The sequence below is a fragment of the Novosphingobium sp. PhB165 genome (assembly GCF_004341845.1).
Lineage (GTDB): Bacteria > Pseudomonadota > Alphaproteobacteria > Sphingomonadales > Sphingomonadaceae > Novosphingobium.
Genome location: NZ_SLVB01000001.1, coordinates 783322 through 801713 on the forward strand (window position 1 = coordinate 783322; position 18392 = coordinate 801713).

14 protein-coding genes are annotated in these 18392 nt (G+C 64.7%); 9 read left to right on the forward strand and 5 right to left on the reverse strand.

Features of this window, described 5'->3' with window-relative positions:
* Nucleotides 1-6 precede the first annotated feature (6 nt).
* The 9 genes from EDF56_RS03800 (at nucleotide 7) to EDF56_RS03840 (ending at nucleotide 8830) form a co-directional block, all read left to right on the forward strand.
* Nucleotides 7-1050 carry a sugar phosphate isomerase/epimerase gene (locus EDF56_RS03800; protein ID WP_132385370.1) on the forward strand — a complete coding sequence of 348 codons (1044 nt, stop codon included), beginning with the start codon at nucleotides 7-9 and terminating at the stop codon, nucleotides 1048-1050.
* Nucleotides 1051-1113: 63 nt separating this feature from the next.
* A complete protein-coding gene (locus tag EDF56_RS03805; RefSeq protein ID WP_132385371.1) occupies nucleotides 1114-2418 on the forward strand; it encodes an MFS transporter in 1305 nt (434 codons plus the stop codon).
* Complete coding sequence (locus tag EDF56_RS03810) at nucleotides 2415-3335, forward strand: TIM barrel protein (RefSeq protein WP_132385372.1); 921 nt, start codon at nucleotides 2415-2417, stop codon at nucleotides 3333-3335. Before EDF56_RS03805 ends, EDF56_RS03810 begins: the two co-directional genes overlap by 4 nt.
* 14 nt (nucleotides 3336-3349) lie before the next feature.
* Nucleotides 3350-4177 (forward strand): DUF1080 domain-containing protein, encoded by an 828-nt coding sequence (locus EDF56_RS03815; protein WP_132385373.1) that lies wholly within the window; start codon nucleotides 3350-3352, stop codon nucleotides 4175-4177.
* Nucleotides 4174-4743: a gluconate 2-dehydrogenase subunit 3 family protein gene (locus EDF56_RS03820; RefSeq protein WP_132385374.1), complete on the forward strand. Its 570-nt coding sequence runs from the start codon at nucleotides 4174-4176 to the stop codon at nucleotides 4741-4743. The genes EDF56_RS03815 and EDF56_RS03820 overlap by 4 nt, the downstream gene beginning before the upstream one ends.
* Nucleotides 4740-5585: a sugar phosphate isomerase/epimerase gene (locus EDF56_RS03825; protein WP_132385375.1), complete on the forward strand. Its 846-nt coding sequence runs from the start codon at nucleotides 4740-4742 to the stop codon at nucleotides 5583-5585. The genes EDF56_RS03820 and EDF56_RS03825 overlap by 4 nt, the downstream gene beginning before the upstream one ends.
* A gap of 16 nt (nucleotides 5586-5601) precedes the next feature.
* A complete protein-coding gene (locus EDF56_RS03830) occupies nucleotides 5602-7284 on the forward strand; it encodes a GMC family oxidoreductase (protein WP_132385376.1) in 1683 nt (560 codons plus the stop codon).
* A 79-nt stretch (nucleotides 7285-7363) separates the two neighbouring features.
* Complete coding sequence (locus EDF56_RS03835) at nucleotides 7364-8401, forward strand: LacI family DNA-binding transcriptional regulator (protein ID WP_132385377.1); 1038 nt, start codon at nucleotides 7364-7366, stop codon at nucleotides 8399-8401.
* Between the two features lie 36 nt (nucleotides 8402-8437).
* On the forward strand, nucleotides 8438-8830 hold the full coding sequence (locus EDF56_RS03840) for a Dabb family protein (RefSeq protein WP_132385378.1): 393 nt from the start codon (nucleotides 8438-8440) through the stop codon (nucleotides 8828-8830).
* A gap of 112 nt (nucleotides 8831-8942) precedes the next feature.
* Here EDF56_RS03840 and EDF56_RS03845 read toward each other — a convergent pair whose 3' ends face one another.
* From EDF56_RS03845 to EDF56_RS03865, 5 genes are all read right to left on the reverse strand, one after another.
* On the reverse strand, nucleotides 8943-9212 hold the full coding sequence (locus EDF56_RS03845; RefSeq protein WP_132385379.1) for a hypothetical protein: 270 nt from the start codon (nucleotides 9210-9212) through the stop codon (nucleotides 8943-8945).
* Nucleotides 9213-9333: 121 nt separating this feature from the next.
* Nucleotides 9334-10740 carry an efflux transporter outer membrane subunit gene (locus EDF56_RS03850; protein WP_132385380.1) on the reverse strand — a complete coding sequence of 469 codons (1407 nt, stop codon included), beginning with the start codon at nucleotides 10738-10740 and terminating at the stop codon, nucleotides 9334-9336.
* Nucleotides 10737-13958 carry an efflux RND transporter permease subunit gene (locus EDF56_RS03855; RefSeq protein WP_279389694.1) on the reverse strand — a complete coding sequence of 1074 codons (3222 nt, stop codon included), beginning with the start codon at nucleotides 13956-13958 and terminating at the stop codon, nucleotides 10737-10739. Before EDF56_RS03855 ends, EDF56_RS03850 begins: the two co-directional genes overlap by 4 nt.
* Nucleotides 13922-17056, reverse strand: coding sequence for an efflux RND transporter permease subunit (locus tag EDF56_RS03860; RefSeq protein ID WP_132385381.1), 3135 nt, complete (start codon nucleotides 17054-17056; stop codon nucleotides 13922-13924). The genes EDF56_RS03855 and EDF56_RS03860 overlap by 37 nt, the downstream gene beginning before the upstream one ends.
* The gene (locus EDF56_RS03865; protein ID WP_132385382.1) at nucleotides 17053-18333 is read right to left on the reverse strand and encodes an efflux RND transporter periplasmic adaptor subunit; all 1281 of its coding nucleotides are present in this window, start codon (nucleotides 18331-18333) and stop codon (nucleotides 17053-17055) included. Before EDF56_RS03865 ends, EDF56_RS03860 begins: the two co-directional genes overlap by 4 nt.
* Between the last annotated feature and the right edge of the window lie 59 nt (nucleotides 18334-18392).

The following is an 18392-nucleotide window of genomic DNA, read 5'->3' on the forward strand; positions in this document are numbered from 1 at the left end:
AAGGCCATGCGCGGTCCCGCGATCTTCCTGGCCCAGTTCATGAGCGACTCCGCGCCGTTCGACACACTGGACAACGCCGCACGCTGGATGGCGAAGGCCGGTTACAAGGGCATTCAGGTGCCCAGTAACGACCCGCGCTGCATGGACCTGGCGCTCGCTGCCGAAAGCCAGGACTACTGCGACGAACTGGCCGGGCGCTGCCGCGAGGCGGGCGTCGAGATTTCCGAACTGTCGACCCATTTGCAGGGGCAGTTGGTAGCGGTTCATCCCGCTTACGATGCGGCGTTCGACAATTTTGCGCCTCCCGAATTGCGCGGCAAACCCGCCGAGCGGCAGGCATGGGCGGTCGATCAGCTGAAGCTGGCCGCCAAGGCAAGCCGGCGGCTGGGGCTGACCGCGCACGCGACCTTTTCCGGCGCCCTGGCGTGGCCGTACTTCTACCCTTGGCCGCAGCGGCCTGCCGGTCTGGTGGAGGAGGCTTTCACGGAACTGGGGCGCCGGTGGCGGCCTATTCTGGATGCATTCGACGAAGAGGGCGTCGATCTCTGCTACGAACTGCATCCGGGCGAGGATCTGCATGACGGCCTGACGTTCGAACGCTTTCTCGACGCGGTCGACGGCCATTCGCGCGCCAATATTCTCTATGATCCAAGCCACTTCGTGCTTCAGGCGATGGACTATCTCCAGTTCATCGATATCTATCACGACCGCATCAAGATGTTCCATGTGAAGGATGCGGAGTTTAATCCCACCGGACGGGCGGGCGTCTATGGCGGCTATGCCGACTGGATCGACCGTCCCGGCCGCTTCCGCTCGCTGGGTGATGGCCAGATCGACTTCACCGGCATTTTCTCGCGCCTGACGCAGTACGGCTATGACGGCTGGGCGGTGCTGGAATGGGAATGCTGTCTGAAGCATCCTGAGGACGGCGCGCGCGAAGGTGCGCCCTTCATTGCGGCACACATGATCCGCCGGCCGGAACGGGCCTTCGACGATTTTGCAGGCGGCGGTGACCCCGCCAACAACAAGCGCTGGTTGGGACTAACCTGACGGCAAAGCAGACACGACCCCGATAAAAAACATTCAACGGGGCACTGGGCAGAGGAACGGGGCATGACGGGCGTAAACCGGCAGAGGCTGTTTTGGCTGAGCGTTCTGGCGCTCTTCACGGCATCGATGAGCGCATCCTTGCGCGCGGCAGTGGCGAGCAGCCTGAAGGCGCAATGGATCGATCCCATCGCGCCGATCGCTGCGGGCGAATTGATCGGCGCGGCTCTGGGCGCGGCTTTTCTGGGTTTTGCAATCACGGTCTTCGTGGTCAGCGCGCTGCTCGATCGGGTGGGTATCCGCCGGATATTGATCGGCTGCGGCGTCGCTTTCCTGATCGGCACGGCGCTGATCGTGGGAGCAGGGGCCTTCGCTACAGGCATGGCCGTCTATCATCTGGTGTGGCTGGGCATGCTGCTGAGCGGCATCGGCTGGGGCTTTGCCGAAGCGTCGATCAACCCGCTCACCGCGCGTCTCTATCCCGAGGACACCACGCATCGCCTGAACGTGCTGCATGCATGGTATCCCGGCGGGCTGATTGTCGGCGGCCTTGCGGGCGTATTCCTCGCGCCGCTCTTGCCGTGGCAGGCGATCATGGCGCTGGTGTTCCTGCCCGCCGTCTGCGTCATCGTGATCGCGGCGACCACCCGGTTTCCCGAACCGCCCAAAATGGCTGGTGAGCGGGCCATGAAGGACATGATGCTGGAAGTGGTGCGCCGCCCCAGCTTCTTCGTCTGGTTCGGCGCCATGTTCCTGACCGCATCCTCGGAACTGGCACCGGGTCAGTGGATCGACGTTGCACTCAGCAATCGGGTCGGCATGCGCGGCATATTGCTTCTGGTCTATGTCAGCGCGCTGATGTTCGTCTTCCGCCATTTCGCCGGGCGGATTGCCGGCCGCCTCTCCAACCCGGGACTGCTCTGGGTTTCGAGCCTCCTTGCCGCGATCGGCCTGTTCCTGCTGTCGCAGGCCCAGTCGCCCGTTTCCGCGATCCTTGCATCGACCGTCTGGGGCCTCGGCGTCTGCGCCATGTGGCCGACGATGCTGGCCTCCGTCGCCGAACGCTATCCGCGCGGGGACTCGTGGGCGCTGGGGCTGGTCGGATCGGCTGGCGCTCTGGCGAGCTTCTTTGTTCTGCCTCGCCTCGGTGAAATGTTCGATCAGGCGAAAGTCGAGATTGCGGGCGGTCCGGAAGCCTTCACGCAGCTGAGCGGTTCCGCGCTGCACGCCGTGGAAGATGCCGCCGCCTCCCAATCCTTCGCGCGGCTGACGTTCGTTCCCTTGACCCTGCTCTTCGTGTTCGGCGCGATCTGGCTGACCGAACGACGCGCCAGCCGCCGCGCCGCATGCGTTGTGGAGGGCGTGGCATGAGCCTTTCCAGACGCGCGGTGATCGCCACCGGACTTGCTGCTGCGGCAACTCCGGCCCTGTCGATCAGCACGGGCAAGGGCACAGGCGGATCGAATGCGGCGCATTTCTCGCTCGGCTACGCTCCGCATGAAGGCAGTTTCGCCAGTCGGGGCGGCCTGCTGGAACAGATCGCTTACGCGGCCGACCAGGGGTTTCGCGCCTGGGAGGATAACGAGGCACGCAAGCGCCCGGTCGAACAGCAGGAAGCCATGGCCCGCGCGCTTGCCCAGCGCAGCATGACCATGGGCGTCTTCGTCGCCAGCATGCCGAAATGGGCTGATTTCCGGCCGGTTCTGGGCAGCAACGACGATGCCGAGCGGGGTGCGTTTCTGGAGGATATCCGTACCTCCATCGATGTGGCCAAGCGCCTCAATGCCAAGCACATGACCGTCGTCACCGGCTTCATGGACCGCAAGGTACCGGTGGAGATCCAGACCGGGCGGATCATCGATTGCATGCGGCGCGCCGGAGACATTGTCGCGCCGCATGGATTGGCGCTGGTGATGGAGCCGCTCAATACGCGTACCAACCATCCCGGCGTCTTCATGCAGTCGATCGCGCAGGGCTATGCCATCGCGCGCGGCGCCAATAGCCCGGGCATCAAGGTGTTGGCGGACCTCTATCACGAACAGATTCAGTCCGGGAACCTGATCCCGACGCTCGACGCCTGCTGGGGGGAGATCGGCTACATCCAGTTCGGCGACAATCCCGGACGCAAGGAGCCGGGCACCGGCGAGATCAACTTCGCCAATATTGCCCGCTGGTTGCGCGGGCGCGGTTATGCCGGCGTGATCGGCATGGAGCACGGAAATTCGCTGGACGGGCGCGCAGGCGAGGATCGGCTAATCGCCGCCTATCGCGCCATCGACAAGGCATGAAGGGGCGCGCGAGGATGAAGGGCATCCACATCGGCATGGTAACGGCGGCTTGCGTGATGGCCGGCACGCTTGCCCACGCAGAGGATAGGCCGGGCTTCAGGGACACACCGATCCTGCCCGGCGGTAAATGGCACGTCCATGATCCCGATCGCCCGGCGCCGGCCGTTGTCACGCCTGCCGCGACACCCGGCGGTGCGCCGTCCGACGCCATCGTCCTGTTTGACGGTACATCGCTGGACGCATGGCACGGCGAGCGCGGCCCTTGGCTGCTGGAACAGGGCGCGATGACGATCCCGTCCCGCGCCCAAAGCGGCGGTGAGAACAATCTGATCTCGAAGCAGGAGTTCGGCGATGTTCAGCTCCATCTCGAGTTCCGCTCGCCCAACCCGCCGCAGAAAAGCTCTCAAGATCGCGGCAACAGCGGCATCTGGTTCATGCAGCGCTATGAGGTTCAGATCCTCGATAGCTACCAGAATGCCACTTATGCCGATGGAACCGTGGGCGCGGTCTACGGGTGGAAACCCCCGCTGGTAAATCCGTCCCGGCCGCCGGGAGAATGGCAAAGCTACGACATCGTCTTCGAACGCCCGCACTTCGCCCCGGACGGCAGTCTTGCGCGCCCGGCTTATGTCACGGTGCTGCTGAACGGCGTGTTGGTGCAGAACCATCAGGCCATGCTCGGCACCACCATCTGGCGCAAAGTCGCGCAGTATGAGGCGCATGGCGACAAGGCGCCGATCCAGTTGCAGGACCATAACTCGCCGGTGTCCTTCCGTAACATCTGGGTTCGTCCCTTGCCGGAAGATGCCATCGCGCAAGATCTGAAAGGGGCCACACGATAATGGACCGCAGAGATGCACTAGCCGGCATGGTCGCCATGTTCGGTGCCCAGATTTTCGCCCCGCTGGCCCGAGCGGCAGGGGTCACGCCCGGCGCCGGAATGCCGGTGATAGACCAGGGCGCGCCCAGTGTTCAGGTCTTCACACCCGATCAACGCGCCTTGATGTCGGCCCTGAGCGAACGCGTCATGCCGACGACCGACACTCCCGGCGCCATTGCCGCCGGCGTGCCCGCCTATATCGAAAAGCTGCTCGCGGACTGGGCCGTTGCGGAAGACCGCGAGCCGATCCTGTCCGGTCTCGCCGAAATCGATGCCCGCAGCCGGCAGGACTATGGATTGCCCGCCGTTCAGGCCAAGCCCGATCAGCAAGATGCGCTGCTGACCCTTACCATGAACGACGCGCTTCCGGGCGGCGCGGAGTTCTTCAAGGCGTTCCGGCAGATGGTGATCGTCGGCTATTACACGTCCGAAATCGGCATCACGCAGGAGCGCGAATATCTGCCGGTGCCCAGCGAATACAACGGCGCCTTTCCCTATTCTCAGGTCAACAAGGTCTATTCCGCATGATCATGAATCGTCGTTCCGTGATGTTGGGCGCCGGCGGCCTTGCCGTGCTCGCCAGCCAGCCTTTCGTTGCCGGTCTCGCCCGCGCCGCGCAGATTTCCAAAATCGGACTGCAACTCTACACCGTGCGCGAAATCTTCGCTGCCGATCCGGTTGGAACGCTCGAACAGGTTGCCAAGGTCGGATATCGCGAAGTGGAATATGGCGGTGGCGGCTATGACACCATGGATCATGCCCTACTGCGCAAGACCATGGACCGGCTGGGCCTGAAGAGCCCGTCCATCCATGTCGGCTATGACGCGCTGCTGGACAATTTCGACGCCAGCGTCACCATGGCCAGGACTTTGGGCGCGCAAACGATCGTCCTGCCTTACATGGTCGACAAGCACCGCAATGGCCCCGCGTGGGATGCGGCGATTGCCAACATCAACCGCATTGGCGAAAAGCTGAAGGCGGCCGGTCTGGGCTTCGCCTACCACAACCACGATTTCGAATTCACGGTCAAACCGGACGGCGTCAGCCTCTACGAGCGATTGATCAAGGGCACTAATCCCGCGCTGCTGAAGTTCGAGCTGGACCTCTACTGGGCCATCTATGCCGGGCAGGATCCTCACGCACTGATCCGCAGCTTGCCGGGCCGCATCTATGCCTATCACGTGAAGGACATGCGCGCCGACCGCAGCATGGCGGCCGTTGGCGCCGGCAGGATCGACTTCGCCAGCATCTTCAAGCTGAACCAGCTGGCCGGCGTGCAGCATTTCTATGTCGAAAACGATCAGGCGCCCGCGCCCTTCATCCCCGACATCACGAAAAGCTTCCAGACGCTGAGCGCGCTGCGCTTCTGACCGGGAGAGGATCATTATGGCTTCTACGGACAGGTTCGATGCGATCGTCATCGGTTCGGGCGTAAGCGGCGGTTGGGCCGCGAAGGAACTGACGGAAAAGGGGCTGCGTGTACTGATGCTCGACCGGGGCCACATGGTCGAGCATGGCGAGGACTACACGTACGACGGCAAGCCCGCTTATGAAGTCCCCGCGCGCAACATCATGCCCGACGGCCTCCGTGAGAGCGACTATTTCATCGCCCAGCACGGCTATGTCACGCCCAGCAATCAGGCCTTCTACAATAACGACCGGCTCAATCCCTACGATTACGGCGAAGGCAGCAAGTTCTACTGGATCCGCCCCTCCGCGGTCGGCGGCAAGTCGCTGATCTGGGGGCGGTGGTGTTTCCGCTGGAGTCCCGCCGATTTCGAAGCGAACAAGCGCGAGGGTATCGGGGGCGACTGGCCGATCCGTTACGAAGACCTCGCGCCGTGGTACAGCTATGTCGAGAAATACATCGGCGTGTCCGGATCGCGCGAAAATCTCGACTATCTGCCGGATAGCGAATTCCAGCCGCCGATGCCGATGAACATCGCCGAAAAATGGATGAAGCAGCGGCTTGAGGCAGAATTCCCCGGCCGCAAGATGATCAATGCCCGCCTGTCCAACATGACCGAGGACAAGCCCGAGCAGAACCGCACCAAGTGCCAGTTCCGCAACCAGTGCAGCAATGGCTGTTCCTTCGGCGCCTATTTCTCGACGCAGGCGGTCACTTTGCCTGCCGCGCGCGCAACCGGGCGGCTGACGCTGCGATCGGATGCCGTCGTCACCAATCTTGAATACGATCCCGCGACCAGGAAGGTCACGGGCGTCCGCTTCGTCGATGCCAAGACCGGTCAGGCCGAAGTGGTAAGCGCACGGGTTGTCTTCCTGAATGCCTCGACGCTTGGCTCGGTGCAGATCCTCATGAACTCGCGCCCGCAAGGGAGCCAGCGCAGCCATTTCGATACGAGCGGCACGCTGGGTCGCTACGTGATGGACCATATCTTCCGCGTCGGCGTGAAGGGCGAAATCCCCGGCATGGAGGAGTTCATCGAATATGGCCGCCGGCCCGGCGCCATCTATGTCCCGCGCTTCCGCAATATTGGCAAGGACGAGGATCTGGGGTTCCGGCGCGGCTATGGTTATCAGGGCGCCGCCTACCGGGAGCCGGCCAAACCTGTGGGCTTCGGCGCCTCGATGAAGGAAGGGATGCGCCGCTATGGCGGTTGGAAATTCCAGATGGGCGCATTCGGCGAATGCCTGCCGTACGAGGATAATCACGTCGCGCTGAACCCGAACAAGACCGATCGCTTCGGCATTCCCCTGATGCAGTTCAACGTCACGTTCCGCGACAATGAATTGCGGATGATGGCGGACGCCCGCGAACAGGGCGAAAAGATGCTGCGCGCGGCTGGCCTGAAGAACGTCCAAAGCAGTGTGAAGGAACATGTGCCGGGCGACGCCATCCATGAAATGGGCGGTGCCCGTATGGGCGCCGATCCTCACGCGTCGGTGTTGAACAAGTGGAATCAGGCGCACGATGCCTCCAACCTGTTCGTCACGGACGGAGCGCAGATGGCCTCCATCTCCTGCGTCAATCCGTCGCTGACCTTCATGGCCCTGACCGCGCGCGCGGTCGATCACGCCGTGGAAGCGATGAAAGCGGGCACGATCTGATCCCTAGGCTGAACCGGAGTTTCCAGCGCTATGAAGGCGCTGGAAACACGCTATCAGAACCTATGGAGACGGGGACCTGATGGCGAGACGAAACGAAAATGGCGTAACGATCCGCGCGGTTGCGCAGCGGGCCGGAGTGTCGGCCATGACCGTATCGAATGTCATCAACGGTGCGGGCAGGGCCAGCGCGGCCACCGTGGCGACCGTACAGGCCGCGATTGCGGAACTGGGCTATGTCCCCAATCTGGCCGCACGACGCCTCGCCAAGGCGCGGGCGACGACGGTTGGCCTTCTTTACAGCAACCGGCGGACGCCTTTTCTCGATGCGGTGCTGGTCGGGACGCTGCGCGCGACCAACGCGCATGGCCTCCAGCTGATCCTGCGGGACGGGGACGGCGACACGCGCGATGAAGCCGAACGCATGGCCCAGGATCTCGTCCGATCCGGTGCCGATGCGTTGCTGCTCATCCCGCCCTTTGCCGAACAACTCAGCGGATCGGGCATTCTTTCCGCGTTAGGTGTCCCGCTGGCAGCCATCGCGACCGGCACCGCGATGCCCGATATCACGACCGTCAGGATCGACAACCGGGCCGCCATGCAGTCCATCACCCGGCAGGTCATTGCCAGCGGCCATCGGCGTATCGCCTATGTCGCCGGCCCGGATCCCTACAGCGTGGTGGCGGCGCGACTAGGCGGCTTCCGGGCGGCTTTGCACGAGGCTGGTCTGTCCGAAGAGGCCGACCTGATCGTGCAGCACGGCGAGTTCGATTACGCATCGGGCATGGCGGCCGCGCAGACGCTTCTGTCTCGACAGGACCGGCCGACCGCAACCATTTGCAGCAGCGACGATCTGGCGGCAGGCGTAGTCGCGCAGGCCAATCACATGGGACTGCAATTGCCCGGAGATCTGACCGTCACGGGCTTCGACGACACTATTCTGGCATCGCGCATCTGGCCGCCGCTGACGGTGGTGCGGCAACCGGTCGAGGATATGGCCTTTCGCGCCACCCAGTGCCTGATCGCCGCGCTCGGCAAGGCAGAGGTCGGTGTGAGCGACGAAATTTTCGATCACGACATCGTCCAGCGCGCATCCATCGCGCGCGTGCCTCACCAATGATCTTCCTTGGAAACGCGCAGAAAGGAAACGGCGGCAATGACAGCATCGAATGACGCGCACAGCGCCGCCTCCTCGGTTAAGGCGGCAACATCCCTTGCCGAGGCGAAGCTGGTGCATCACGTGTTTTTCTGGCTGAGGCAGCCCGGATCGCGAGCGGATCGCGACCAGCTTATTGCAGGTCTGCGTTCATTGCAGGGCATTCCGGTCATCCGCCGATTGGAAATCGGCGTTCCAGCGAGCACCGAAAAGCGCGAGGTCGTGGATTCAAGCTACGACGTGTCGGAACTGATGTATTTCGGCAGCGCGGAAGATCAGAAAACCTATCAGGATCACCCGATCCATCAGGCCTTCGTCAAATCCTGCGAACATCTATGGGAGAAGGTGGTCGTCTATGACATGACCGTCATTCCGGAGCCTGTGTCCGTCTAATCGCGAAAGCCCGGCAATCCGCAGTCGCGAGGCGAAAGTCGTCCTGCTGGCGCTTACGGACGAACTTTCGCCAAACCCATAGCGATTGAAAAACGTCAGGCCGGCTTCCTGCTCACCCGCTGACGTTCTTTTGCAAGAGCACGTCGATCATGACCTGCCAGGCGTCGTGCATGTCGCCGTGGTCGATCGCGTGGCGGCGCTCCTGTCCAATCAGTTTCTCGCCCGCAGCGGTCATGGCCGGCGAGGGAACGCGGATTGCCGAGATAACCGCCAGCGCATTTTGCCTCAGCACCTCCTGATCTTCGGGAGTGAGGCCATTCCATTCGTCGGAACCATGTTCAGCCTTCGCCAGTGCCCGCGCGGCTCTATCGATCAGCGGCATCAAGTTCTCTCCCTCTTGATAGGTGAAGACAGGCTATCACCTTGCGACGAGCGACGCACCTCTCTGAATTCGCGTGCACAGCGACCTGCGCAACGGTCAGCCTGCCCCGCGCGCAGATGCATCATTCCCATTTTCCGCCAATCGCTTGCATCAGCGCTATAGTGGCTGTCTGCTGGTCGATCACCGCTTGTATCTGGGTCTGGCGCGCATTGAAGGCAGTAGTCTGGGCGACGATGACCTGCGAGTAATCGATGATACCGGCAAGATACTGGTTGTTCGCGATGGTTTCCGCGCGGTTTGCGGAATCGGCGGCGGTAATGCGGCTTTTCGTCACTCCCGCCAGGACCCGGGTGGCTATCAGGTTGTCTTCCACCTGCTGGAATGCCGTGAGCGTTGTCTGGCGGTAGGTTGCGACGGCCTGATCGTACTCGGCATGGGCCTGCATCACCTGACCGTGGCGCGCGCCAAAATCGAGCAAGGTCATCAGACCGGTAAGCCCCAACGACCACAGGCTTGTCGCGGCAGAGAACAGCTGCTTGACGGAGCCGCCATCCGTATTCGCATTCGCGGATAGCGAGATCTGGGGGAAGTAGGCCGCACGCTGGATGCCGATGTTGGCATTCGCTGCCGCGACCCGCCTCTCGGCGGCGGCAATGTCCGGCCTGCGTTCGAGCAACGTGGCCGGTAGGATTCCCGGCGTCGTCGGCACCGTCGGCTTCACGTCGGTCTGGGCAAGCGAGAACGTCGAGGGGTTTTCGCCGATCAGCACCGCAATCGCATGTTCCAGCAGGCCCCGCTGGCGATCGAGATCCTGCCGGGTGGCCGTGGCGTTGGCGAGCGAGGTCTGCGCCTGATAGACATCCGAATGGGCGACGGTACCCGCGTTGTACTTGTTGGTCGTGATCGTCAGCGCGCGGGCATAGTCCTTGATCGTGGCATCCAGCAGCACGCGCTGGTCATCGATGCCACGTAGCTGGACATAGTCGGTCGCAAGTTCGCCCTGCGCAGAAAGGGTGGCGTTGGCGAGGTCTCCGGCGGCGGCCTGCGCATTCGCGCCCGCCTGCGTGACGGCATTGCTCAGCCGCCCCCACAAGTCCGGCTCCCAGCTCGCGCCGATGCCGAGGGCGAAGCGGGAACCGGTGCTTGTCGTTGGGTCTGTGCCGGAAGTCGCACTAAAGGGCTCGGTTCGCGCGGCGCTGACGGATCCGGTGACTGTGGGGAACAGGTTGGAGCGCTGCACGGCGACGATCGCGCGCGCGGCCTGATAGGCGGCGCGGGAGGCTGCGACGTTCTGGTTGGTCACCTCGACCTTGCGCTCCAGCCCGTCGAGCACAGGATCGCCGAATAGCGACCACCACGCGCCGCGCGCGACATCGTCGCTCGGGCGGGCAGGGGCCCAATCCGGCGCCTCCTTGAACGAGGCCGGGATGGCGACGGTCGTGGGCGGGTGATAGGCGGGGGCGAGATTGCAGCCGGCCAGCAGCAGAACGGCCAGAGAGGCGCAGGTGGTGAACGGCTTGCGGTTCATGCCGGGCCTCCCGGGATGGGCGCCGGATTTCCGTATAGCGTAGGCAGGCCCTCGCGAGGGGGCCCGCGGCGGCGGAAGCGATCGAGCGCGAGGTAGACGACGGGCGTGGTCAGCAACGTCAGCACCTGGCTGGCGATCAGTCCGCCGACAATGGCGATGCCCAGCGGGCGGCGCAGTTCGGCACCGTCCCCGAAGCCGATGGCCAGCGGCAGGGCGCCCAGCGCGGCGGCCAGTGTCGTCATCAGGATCGGGCGGAAGCGCAGCAGGCAGGCCTCGCGCACGGCTTCGACCGGCGAAAGGCCGCGTCCGCGCTCCGCTTCCAGGGCGAAGTCGATGATCATGATCGCGTTCTTCTTCACGATGCCGATTAGGAGGATGATTCCGATCAGGGCGATGATGTCGAATTCCCCGCCGGAGACGATCAGCGCGATCATCGCGCCGACCCCGGCCGAGGGCAGGGTGGAAAGGGCCGTGAGCGGATGGATCGCGCTCTCATAGAGGATGCCGAGCACGATGTAGATCGCCGCCAGCGCGGCGACGATCAGCAGCGGCATGCTGGCGGTCGATTGCGCGAATACCTTGGCAGTGCCGCCGAACTCGCCGTGGACAGTGGCGGGAAGGCCGAGCCCGGCTTGTGCCTGCGTGATCGTGCGTGCCGCCACGCCGAGTGATGAACCGGAGGGCAGGTTGAACGATATCGTGGCGGAAGGCTCGCCGTCCGAATGGCTGACGGCGGCGTTGGTGGAGCCGGTCGACCACTGGGCGAAGGCCGAGAGCGGCGTCATCGTCCGCGCCGCCGTGCTGACGGCATTGCCAGCGGCGACGGCCGTGCCGCCGTTGCTGGCGCCGTTGGTTCCGGTCGCCGCTGCCGTGCCGTCGATCGGCAGGTAGATGTTGGCCAGCGCTGCGGGCGAACCGTTGAACTGCGGCGCGGCTTCCATCACCACGTGATACTGGTTGAGGCCCGAGTAGATGTTCGCCACCTGCCGCTGACCAAAGGCATCGTAAAGGGTTGAATCTACCGTCCCCATCGGTACGCCCAGCCGCGCCGCCGCATCGCGGTCCACGTCGACGAAGGCATTGGCCCCGGCGTCCTGCTGATCGATATCGACATCCGTGAGAACGCCGCTCTGCTGCTTCAGGGCATCGACCAGTTTCTGCCCGGCGGCCTTGAGCACGGCGGGATCGTCGGCCTTCAGCACGTACTGGTAAGTGCTGTTGCTTTGCCTTCCGCCGACCTGCAGGTCCTGCACGGGATTGAGGAACAGGCTGACGCCGCTCACTCTCGCCAGCTTCGGCCGCAGCCGGGCAATCACTTGCGTTGCCGGGGGACGCTCCGACCGGGGCTTGAGCGTGGTGAACAGGAAACCGCCTCCTGCGCGCGATCCGCCGGTGAAGGCGATCACGGTGGCGACGGCGGGGTCGCTCTTCACGATCCGGGCGATGCGGGTCAGCTTGTCCTGCATTTCGGAGAAGGAAATGCTCTGGTCCGCACGCAAGCCGCCGAGCAGCCCGCCGGTATCCTGTTGCGGAAAGAACCCCTTGGGCGCGATGGCGATCAGGTAGACGTTGAGCGCCACCGTACCTGTCAGGAGCAGCAGCATCGGCCCGCGATTGGCCAATGCCCAGTCGAGCGCGCGGGTGTAACGGGCAAGGGTCCAGTCGAACCCGCGCCGGGCGCCGCGCATGACCGGCCCTTCATGCGTCTCGGTCTTCAGCAGGCGCGAGGCGAGCATGGGCGTGGTCGTCAGTGAAACGACAAGGCTGATCAGCACCGCAACCGACATGGTCAGCGCGAATTCGCGGAACAAGCGTCCGACCAGCCCGCCCATGAAGATCAGCGGCACGAATACGGCGACAAGGCTGATCGAGATCGACAGGACGGTGAAGGCCACTTCGCGCGCGCCCAGCAGCGCGGCATCCAGCGGCTTCATCCCGGCCTCCACATGGCGGCTGACGTTCTCGACGACGACGATGGCATCGTCCACGACGAACCCGGTCGCGACGGTCAGCGCCATCAGCGAGAGGTTATCCAGCGAGAAGCCGGCCAGATACATCACACCGAACGTGCCCAGCAGCGAGGCGACGACCGCCGCTGCCGGGATCAGCGTGGCGCGCCAGCTCCGCAAGAACAGGCTGACCACCAGCACGACCAGCAGCGTGGCGATCAGCAGCGTCACTTCCACTTCCCGTAGCGAGGCGCGGATGGTGAGCGTCCGGTCGGAGGCGACGGCGAGGTGAATATCGGCGGGAAGAGCCGCGCGCAGGCCGGGGAGCTGCGCCTTCAGGGCGTCCACCACTTGCACGATGTTGGCGCCGGGTTGGCGGCTGATCAGGATCGGCACCGCCTTCTGCCCGTTGAAGAGGCCCATCGTGCGCACGTCCTCCGGCCCGTCGGTGACATTGGCGATGTCGGACAGCCGGACGGCAGCGCCGCTGCGCCATGCGATCACGGTGTCTTTGTAATCGGCGGCGTGGAGCCCGGCCTGGTTGGAGTAGATCTGCCAGCTGTAGCCCTGACCGTCGAACACCCCGCGCGGTCGGTTGGCGCTTTCCGATTGCAGCGCGGTGCGCACGTCTTCCAGCGCGATCCCGAAGTGCGACAGGGCGAGCGGATTGACCTCCACCCGCACCGACGGCAGCGCCGCGCCGCCGAGTTCCACGTCGCCCACGCCCTGAACCTGCAACAGCCTCTGCTGCACCACGTTCGAGACCGCATCGTAGATTTCCGAGGGGCTTCGTGTGGAGGAAGTCAGCGCAAGGATGAGGACCGGTGCTTCGGCGGGATTGGCCTTGCGGTAGCTGGGGTTGGACTTGAGCGTTGCCGGAAGATCGGCGCGGGCGGCGTTGATCGCGGCCTGCACGTCGCGCGCGGCGCCGTCGATATCGCGCGAAAGGTCGAATTGCAGCGTGATCTGCGAGGATCCGACGCCGGAGCGCGAGGTCATCTCGGAAACACCGGCAATGGTGCCGAGGTGACGCTCCAACGGCGCGGCAACGCTGGAGGCCATTGTCGAAGGGCTGGCCCCGGGCAGGCTGGCCTGCACGAGGATCGTGGGAAAATCGACCTGCGGCAGCGGCGCCACCGGCAGCATGAAGAAGGCCCCGGCGCCCGCCAGCATGAGCCCGATCGTCAGCAGGATCGTGCCGACCGGGCGGCGGATAAAGGGCGCCGAGATGTTCACGCCGCCGCCTCGGCTGGCCGTGGCCGCAGCCATCCGCGCGCTCGCCGCTCTTCCAGCGCCAGGAAGATGACAGGCGTGGTGAACAGGGTCAGCACCTGACTGAACACCAGCCCCCCAGCGATGGCGATGCCGAGCGGCTGGCGCAGTTCATGCCCCATGCCGCCGCCGAAGATCAGCGGCAGCGCGGCGAAGAGCGCCGCGAAAGTGGTCATCATGATCGGGCGGAAGCGTAGCAGCGCCGCCTCGCGGATCGCATCGCGGGGATTGGCCTGCCGCGCGCGCATCGCCTCCAGCGCGAAGTCGATCATTATGATGGCGTTCTTTTTCACGATGCCGATCAGCAGAACGATGCCGATGATCCCGATCACACCCAGTCCCGCCCCGGTCAGCCAGAGGCAGAGCAGGGCGCCGATTTCTGCCGAGGGCAGCGTGGACAGGATCGTCACGGGATGGACGAAGCTTTCGTAAAGCACGCCCAGCACGATGTAGACGACCACGATCGCCGCAAGGATCAGCCAGAGTTCATTGCCGAGCGAGGACTGGAAGGCACTGGCCGCGCCGGTGAAGCTGGTGGTGAGCGCCTCCGGCATGCCCATGCTCCGTTCGACCCGGCTGATCGCTGTCACCGCGCTGCCGAGCGAGGCGCCGGGCGCCAGATCAAAGCCGATCGTCGCCACGGGAAATTGCCCTTCGCGCGTGATGACGAGCGGGGCATCGGCGGTGCGGATCGTCGCCACGGTCGAAAGCGGCACGCTCTGCGTACCGCTGACGGGAATGCGCAAGTCACCCAGTGCCTGCGGATCGGCAACGCTGCCCGGCAGGGCTTCCAGGATCACCCGGTTCTGGCTCGACTGGGTGTAGATGGTGGAAACGATGCGCTGGCCGAACGCATCGTAGAGCGCGTTGTCGATGGTCAGCGCGCTGAGGCCGAGCCGTCCGGCCGTGTCGCGGTTGATGTCGACCATCACCGCGCGGCCATGGGCGAGTACGTCGGACGTGACATTGCGCAAATGCCGGTTGTCTTGCAGCGCCGCCGCCAGTTTCGCGCCCCACTCGGCGACCATGCCCTCGTCCGCCCCCTGAACCGAGAAGCTATAGGCATTGAGGCCTGCGGACGTGTCTATCGTCAGGTCCTGAACCGGGCGGAAATAGACCTGCACGCCGGGTATGTCCGCCACGGCGCGCTCGAGTCCGTGCAGGAGCCGGGACAGGCTGGAGCGTTCGCCCGGAGACTTGAGATTGACCAGCATCCGCCCTTGGGAAAGCGTGGCATTCTGCCCGTCGACGCCGATGGCCGAACTCAGGCTGGCCACCGCGGGATCGGCAAGGATGCGTGCCGCGACTTGCTGCTGCAATGCCGCCATCCGCACATAGCCGACATCCTGCGGTGCACGGGTGGTGACGGCGATCTGGCCGGTGTCCTGTTCCGGGAACAGGTTCTTGGGAATGACCCAGAACAGCAGGCCGGTAATCACCAGCGTCGCGGCGAAGACCAACAGGGTGAGCGTCTGGCGGGCCATGACACGGTCGAGCAGCACTGCATAGCGCGCCGAGATCCGCGCGAATCCGTCCTGCGTCATGCGCGAGAGGCCGTGCTGCCGCTCCTCGTGCGCCGGCCTCAGCCAGCGGGCGGAAAGCATCGGCACGAGCGTGAGCGCGACCACGGCGGAAAGCAGGATGGTCACTGCCAGAGTGACGGCGAATTCGCGGAACAGGCGCCCCACCACGTCGCCCATGAACAGCAACGGGATCAGCACGGCGATCAGGCTGACAGTGAGGGAGATGATCGTGAACCCGATCTCGCTGGCACCGCGCAGCGCCGCGTCGAAGGGATTGAGGCCGTCTTCCACGTGGCGGGCGATGTTTTCCAGCACGACGATGGCGTCGTCCACCACGAAACCCGACGCGATCGTCAGCGCCATCAGCGTCAGATTGTTGATCGAGAAGCCAAGGAAATACATCGCCGCAAAGGCCCCCACGAGCGAGAGCGGCACGGCGATGCTGGCGATGATCGTCGCGCGCAGCGAGCCGAGGAACAGGAAGATCACCAGCGTGACCAGCAGCACCGAGATCACCAGTTCGAAGCGCACGTCGGCGACCGAGGCCCGGATCCCGGTGGTCCGGTCCGTCAGCACCGTGACATGGACATCCGCCGGCAATTGGGCCTCAAGGTCGGGCAGGGACGCCAGCACGGCGTCGACCGTGCCGATGACATTGGCGCCCGGCTGACGGCGCACGTCGATCACCACGGCAGGGCTGCCGTTCATCCAGGCGCCAAGGCGCACGTTCTCGGTGCCCTGCACCACGCTGGCGACATCGCCGAGCCGGACCGCCGCGCCATTGGCGAAGGCGATCACGAGGTTGCGGTAGCTGGCGGCATCGGCAAGCTGGTCGTTGGCATCGATGGTCCAGCTGCGCGTCGGGCCGTCGAAACTGCCCTTGGCGGCATTGGCGTTGGCATTGGCGATGGCGGTGCGGATCGTCTCCAGCGACAGTCCGCGCGCGGCGAGGGCAGGGACATTGGCCTGGATACGAACCGCCGGTCGCTGGCCGCCGGACATCGACACCAGCCCCACGCCCGGCACTTGTGCGATCTTATTGGAGAACTGACGCTCGACAATGCCCTGCACCTCACCCAGCGGGCGAGTGGGGGAGGTTACTCCGAGCGTGAGGACCGGGGCGTCGGCGGGATTGACCTTGGCGTAGATCGGCGGTGCCGGCAGGTCGGTGGGCAGAAGCGTTGTCGCCGCATTGATCGCCGCCTGCACTTCCTGTTCGGCCACGTCCAGCGAGAGATCGAGCCGGAACTGCATGGTGATGACGGAAGCCCCCGACGACGACGCGGAAGTCATCCGCGTCAACCCGGGCATCTGGCCGAACTGCCGTTCGAGCGGCGACGTGACGGTCAGCGCCATCACGTCGGGGCTGGCGCCGGGATAGAGCGTCGTCACCTGGATCGTCGGGTAATCGACTTCGGGCAGGGCCGAAAGCGGCAGGCTGCGATAGGCGACCAGACCGGCCAGCAGCAGGGCGACCATGAGCAGCGTCGTCGCCACCGGGCGCAGGATGAACAGTCGCGACGGACCGCCCGATGTGGGCGGGATCGGGGCCGAGGTCTCCGGAGCCGTCATCCGCCCGCCGCGTCGCTGGACCGGGAAGTGCCGGAGGCATGATGGCCGTGCCCGTGGCCGCCTTTATGCCCGCCGTTTTTGCCGGGCGTGCCATGTTCACCGGGAAGCCGCACGCTCGCACCGTCTTCGAGGCCGTCCGCACCTTCCGTAACGACCGTCGATCCAGCAGCTAGGCCGGACAGGATCGCGATGCGGTCGGCAGTTGACGGGCCGATCTTCACGGGGACCAGCTTCACCGTGTGGTCCGGCTGAAGGACGAAGACGAAGTCGCCCGGCGCGCCGTGGCGCACGGCTCCCACGGGCACCGTCACGACGCCGTGCAGCGTCTGGACCAGCATCGAGACATTGACGAACTGGCTGGGGAACAGAGCGTTGCCACTGTTGTCGAACCGGGCCTTGGCCTTCACCGTGCCTGTCGTCGTGTCCACCTGATTGTCGAAAGTCAGGAAATGACCGGCCGTGATCTGGGCCAGACTGTTCTGGTCACGCGCCTGCACGGGCAGGCCCGCGCCGCTGCCGGCCTCATGCCCGATCGCGGAGAGCTGGGCCTGCGGCACCGAGAACGTCACGTCGATCGGATCGAGCTGGGTCACCACCACGATGCCGTTGGTGTCGGACGGCGTCAGGTAGTTACCGATATCGACCTGACGGATCCCGGCCCGCCCCGTCACGGGCGCCTTGACCGAGGTATATTCGAGATTGAGCTGCGCGGTGCCGATACCGGCGCGGTCGGCCGCCACCGTGGCTACAAGCTGGTGTACGGTGGCACGCTGGGTATCCACCTGCTGGCTTGCAATCGAATCCTGCCGCAGCAGAGTCTGATAACGGCCGAGGTCCACTTGTGCGGCGGCAAGCTGCGCCTGATCGCGGGCAAGGTTTGCTTTCGCCTGCGCGAGCGCAAGCGCGTAAGGGCGGGGATCGATCTGGGCGAGGACTTGCCCCTGCCGCACCATCTGGCCGTCCTGGAAGAACAGCTTGAACAAGGTCCCCGCCAGTTGCGTGCGGACGGTGGCCGTCACGACCGGCTGGACCGTGCCCAACGCGGAAATGTTGACAGGAACGTCGGCACGTACCGCTTTGCCCACATTGACCGCCGCCGCAGGGCGCCCGTTCGATTCCCGCGCTTTCGTGGCAAAATGCCGCACGCCCAGCGCGACCAATACCAGTGCCGCCAGAATCAGGAGGGCGATGAGCAAAGGCTTCCTGCGCTTGACGGGTGGTGTTTCGCCTTCGTAGCGCCCCGCCGGATCTTCGCCGGCTTGACCTTCAATTGCCATTCCCGCTGCTCTCCTCGCCTGCCGGTCGTGATGCCCGCAGTCATTGTCGGAAGCACGAT

Coding starts and splice junctions, on each gene's coding strand:
- EDF56_RS03800 (WP_132385370.1), top strand. CDS start 7: ATGCGCGGTCCCGCGATCTTCCTGGCCCAGTTCATGAGCGACTCCGCG.
- EDF56_RS03805 (WP_132385371.1), top strand. CDS start 1,114: ATGACGGGCGTAAACCGGCAGAGGCTGTTTTGGCTGAGCGTTCTGGCG.
- EDF56_RS03810 (WP_132385372.1), top strand. CDS start 2,415: ATGAGCCTTTCCAGACGCGCGGTGATCGCCACCGGACTTGCTGCTGCG.
- EDF56_RS03815 (WP_132385373.1), top strand. CDS start 3,350: ATGAAGGGCATCCACATCGGCATGGTAACGGCGGCTTGCGTGATGGCC.
- EDF56_RS03825 (WP_132385375.1), top strand. CDS start 4,740: ATGATCATGAATCGTCGTTCCGTGATGTTGGGCGCCGGCGGCCTTGCC.
- EDF56_RS03830 (WP_132385376.1), top strand. CDS start 5,602: ATGGCTTCTACGGACAGGTTCGATGCGATCGTCATCGGTTCGGGCGTA.
- EDF56_RS03835 (WP_132385377.1), top strand. CDS start 7,364: ATGGCGAGACGAAACGAAAATGGCGTAACGATCCGCGCGGTTGCGCAG.
- EDF56_RS03840 (WP_132385378.1), top strand. CDS start 8,438: ATGACAGCATCGAATGACGCGCACAGCGCCGCCTCCTCGGTTAAGGCG.
- EDF56_RS03845 (WP_132385379.1), bottom strand. CDS start 9,212: ATGCCGCTGATCGATAGAGCCGCGCGGGCACTGGCGAAGGCTGAACAT.
- EDF56_RS03850 (WP_132385380.1), bottom strand. CDS start 10,740: ATGAACCGCAAGCCGTTCACCACCTGCGCCTCTCTGGCCGTTCTGCTG.
- EDF56_RS03855 (WP_279389694.1), bottom strand. CDS start 13,958: ATGGCTGCGGCCACGGCCAGCCGAGGCGGCGGCGTGAACATCTCGGCG.
- EDF56_RS03860 (WP_132385381.1), bottom strand. CDS start 17,056: ATGACGGCTCCGGAGACCTCGGCCCCGATCCCGCCCACATCGGGCGGT.
- EDF56_RS03865 (WP_132385382.1), bottom strand. CDS start 18,333: ATGGCAATTGAAGGTCAAGCCGGCGAAGATCCGGCGGGGCGCTACGAA.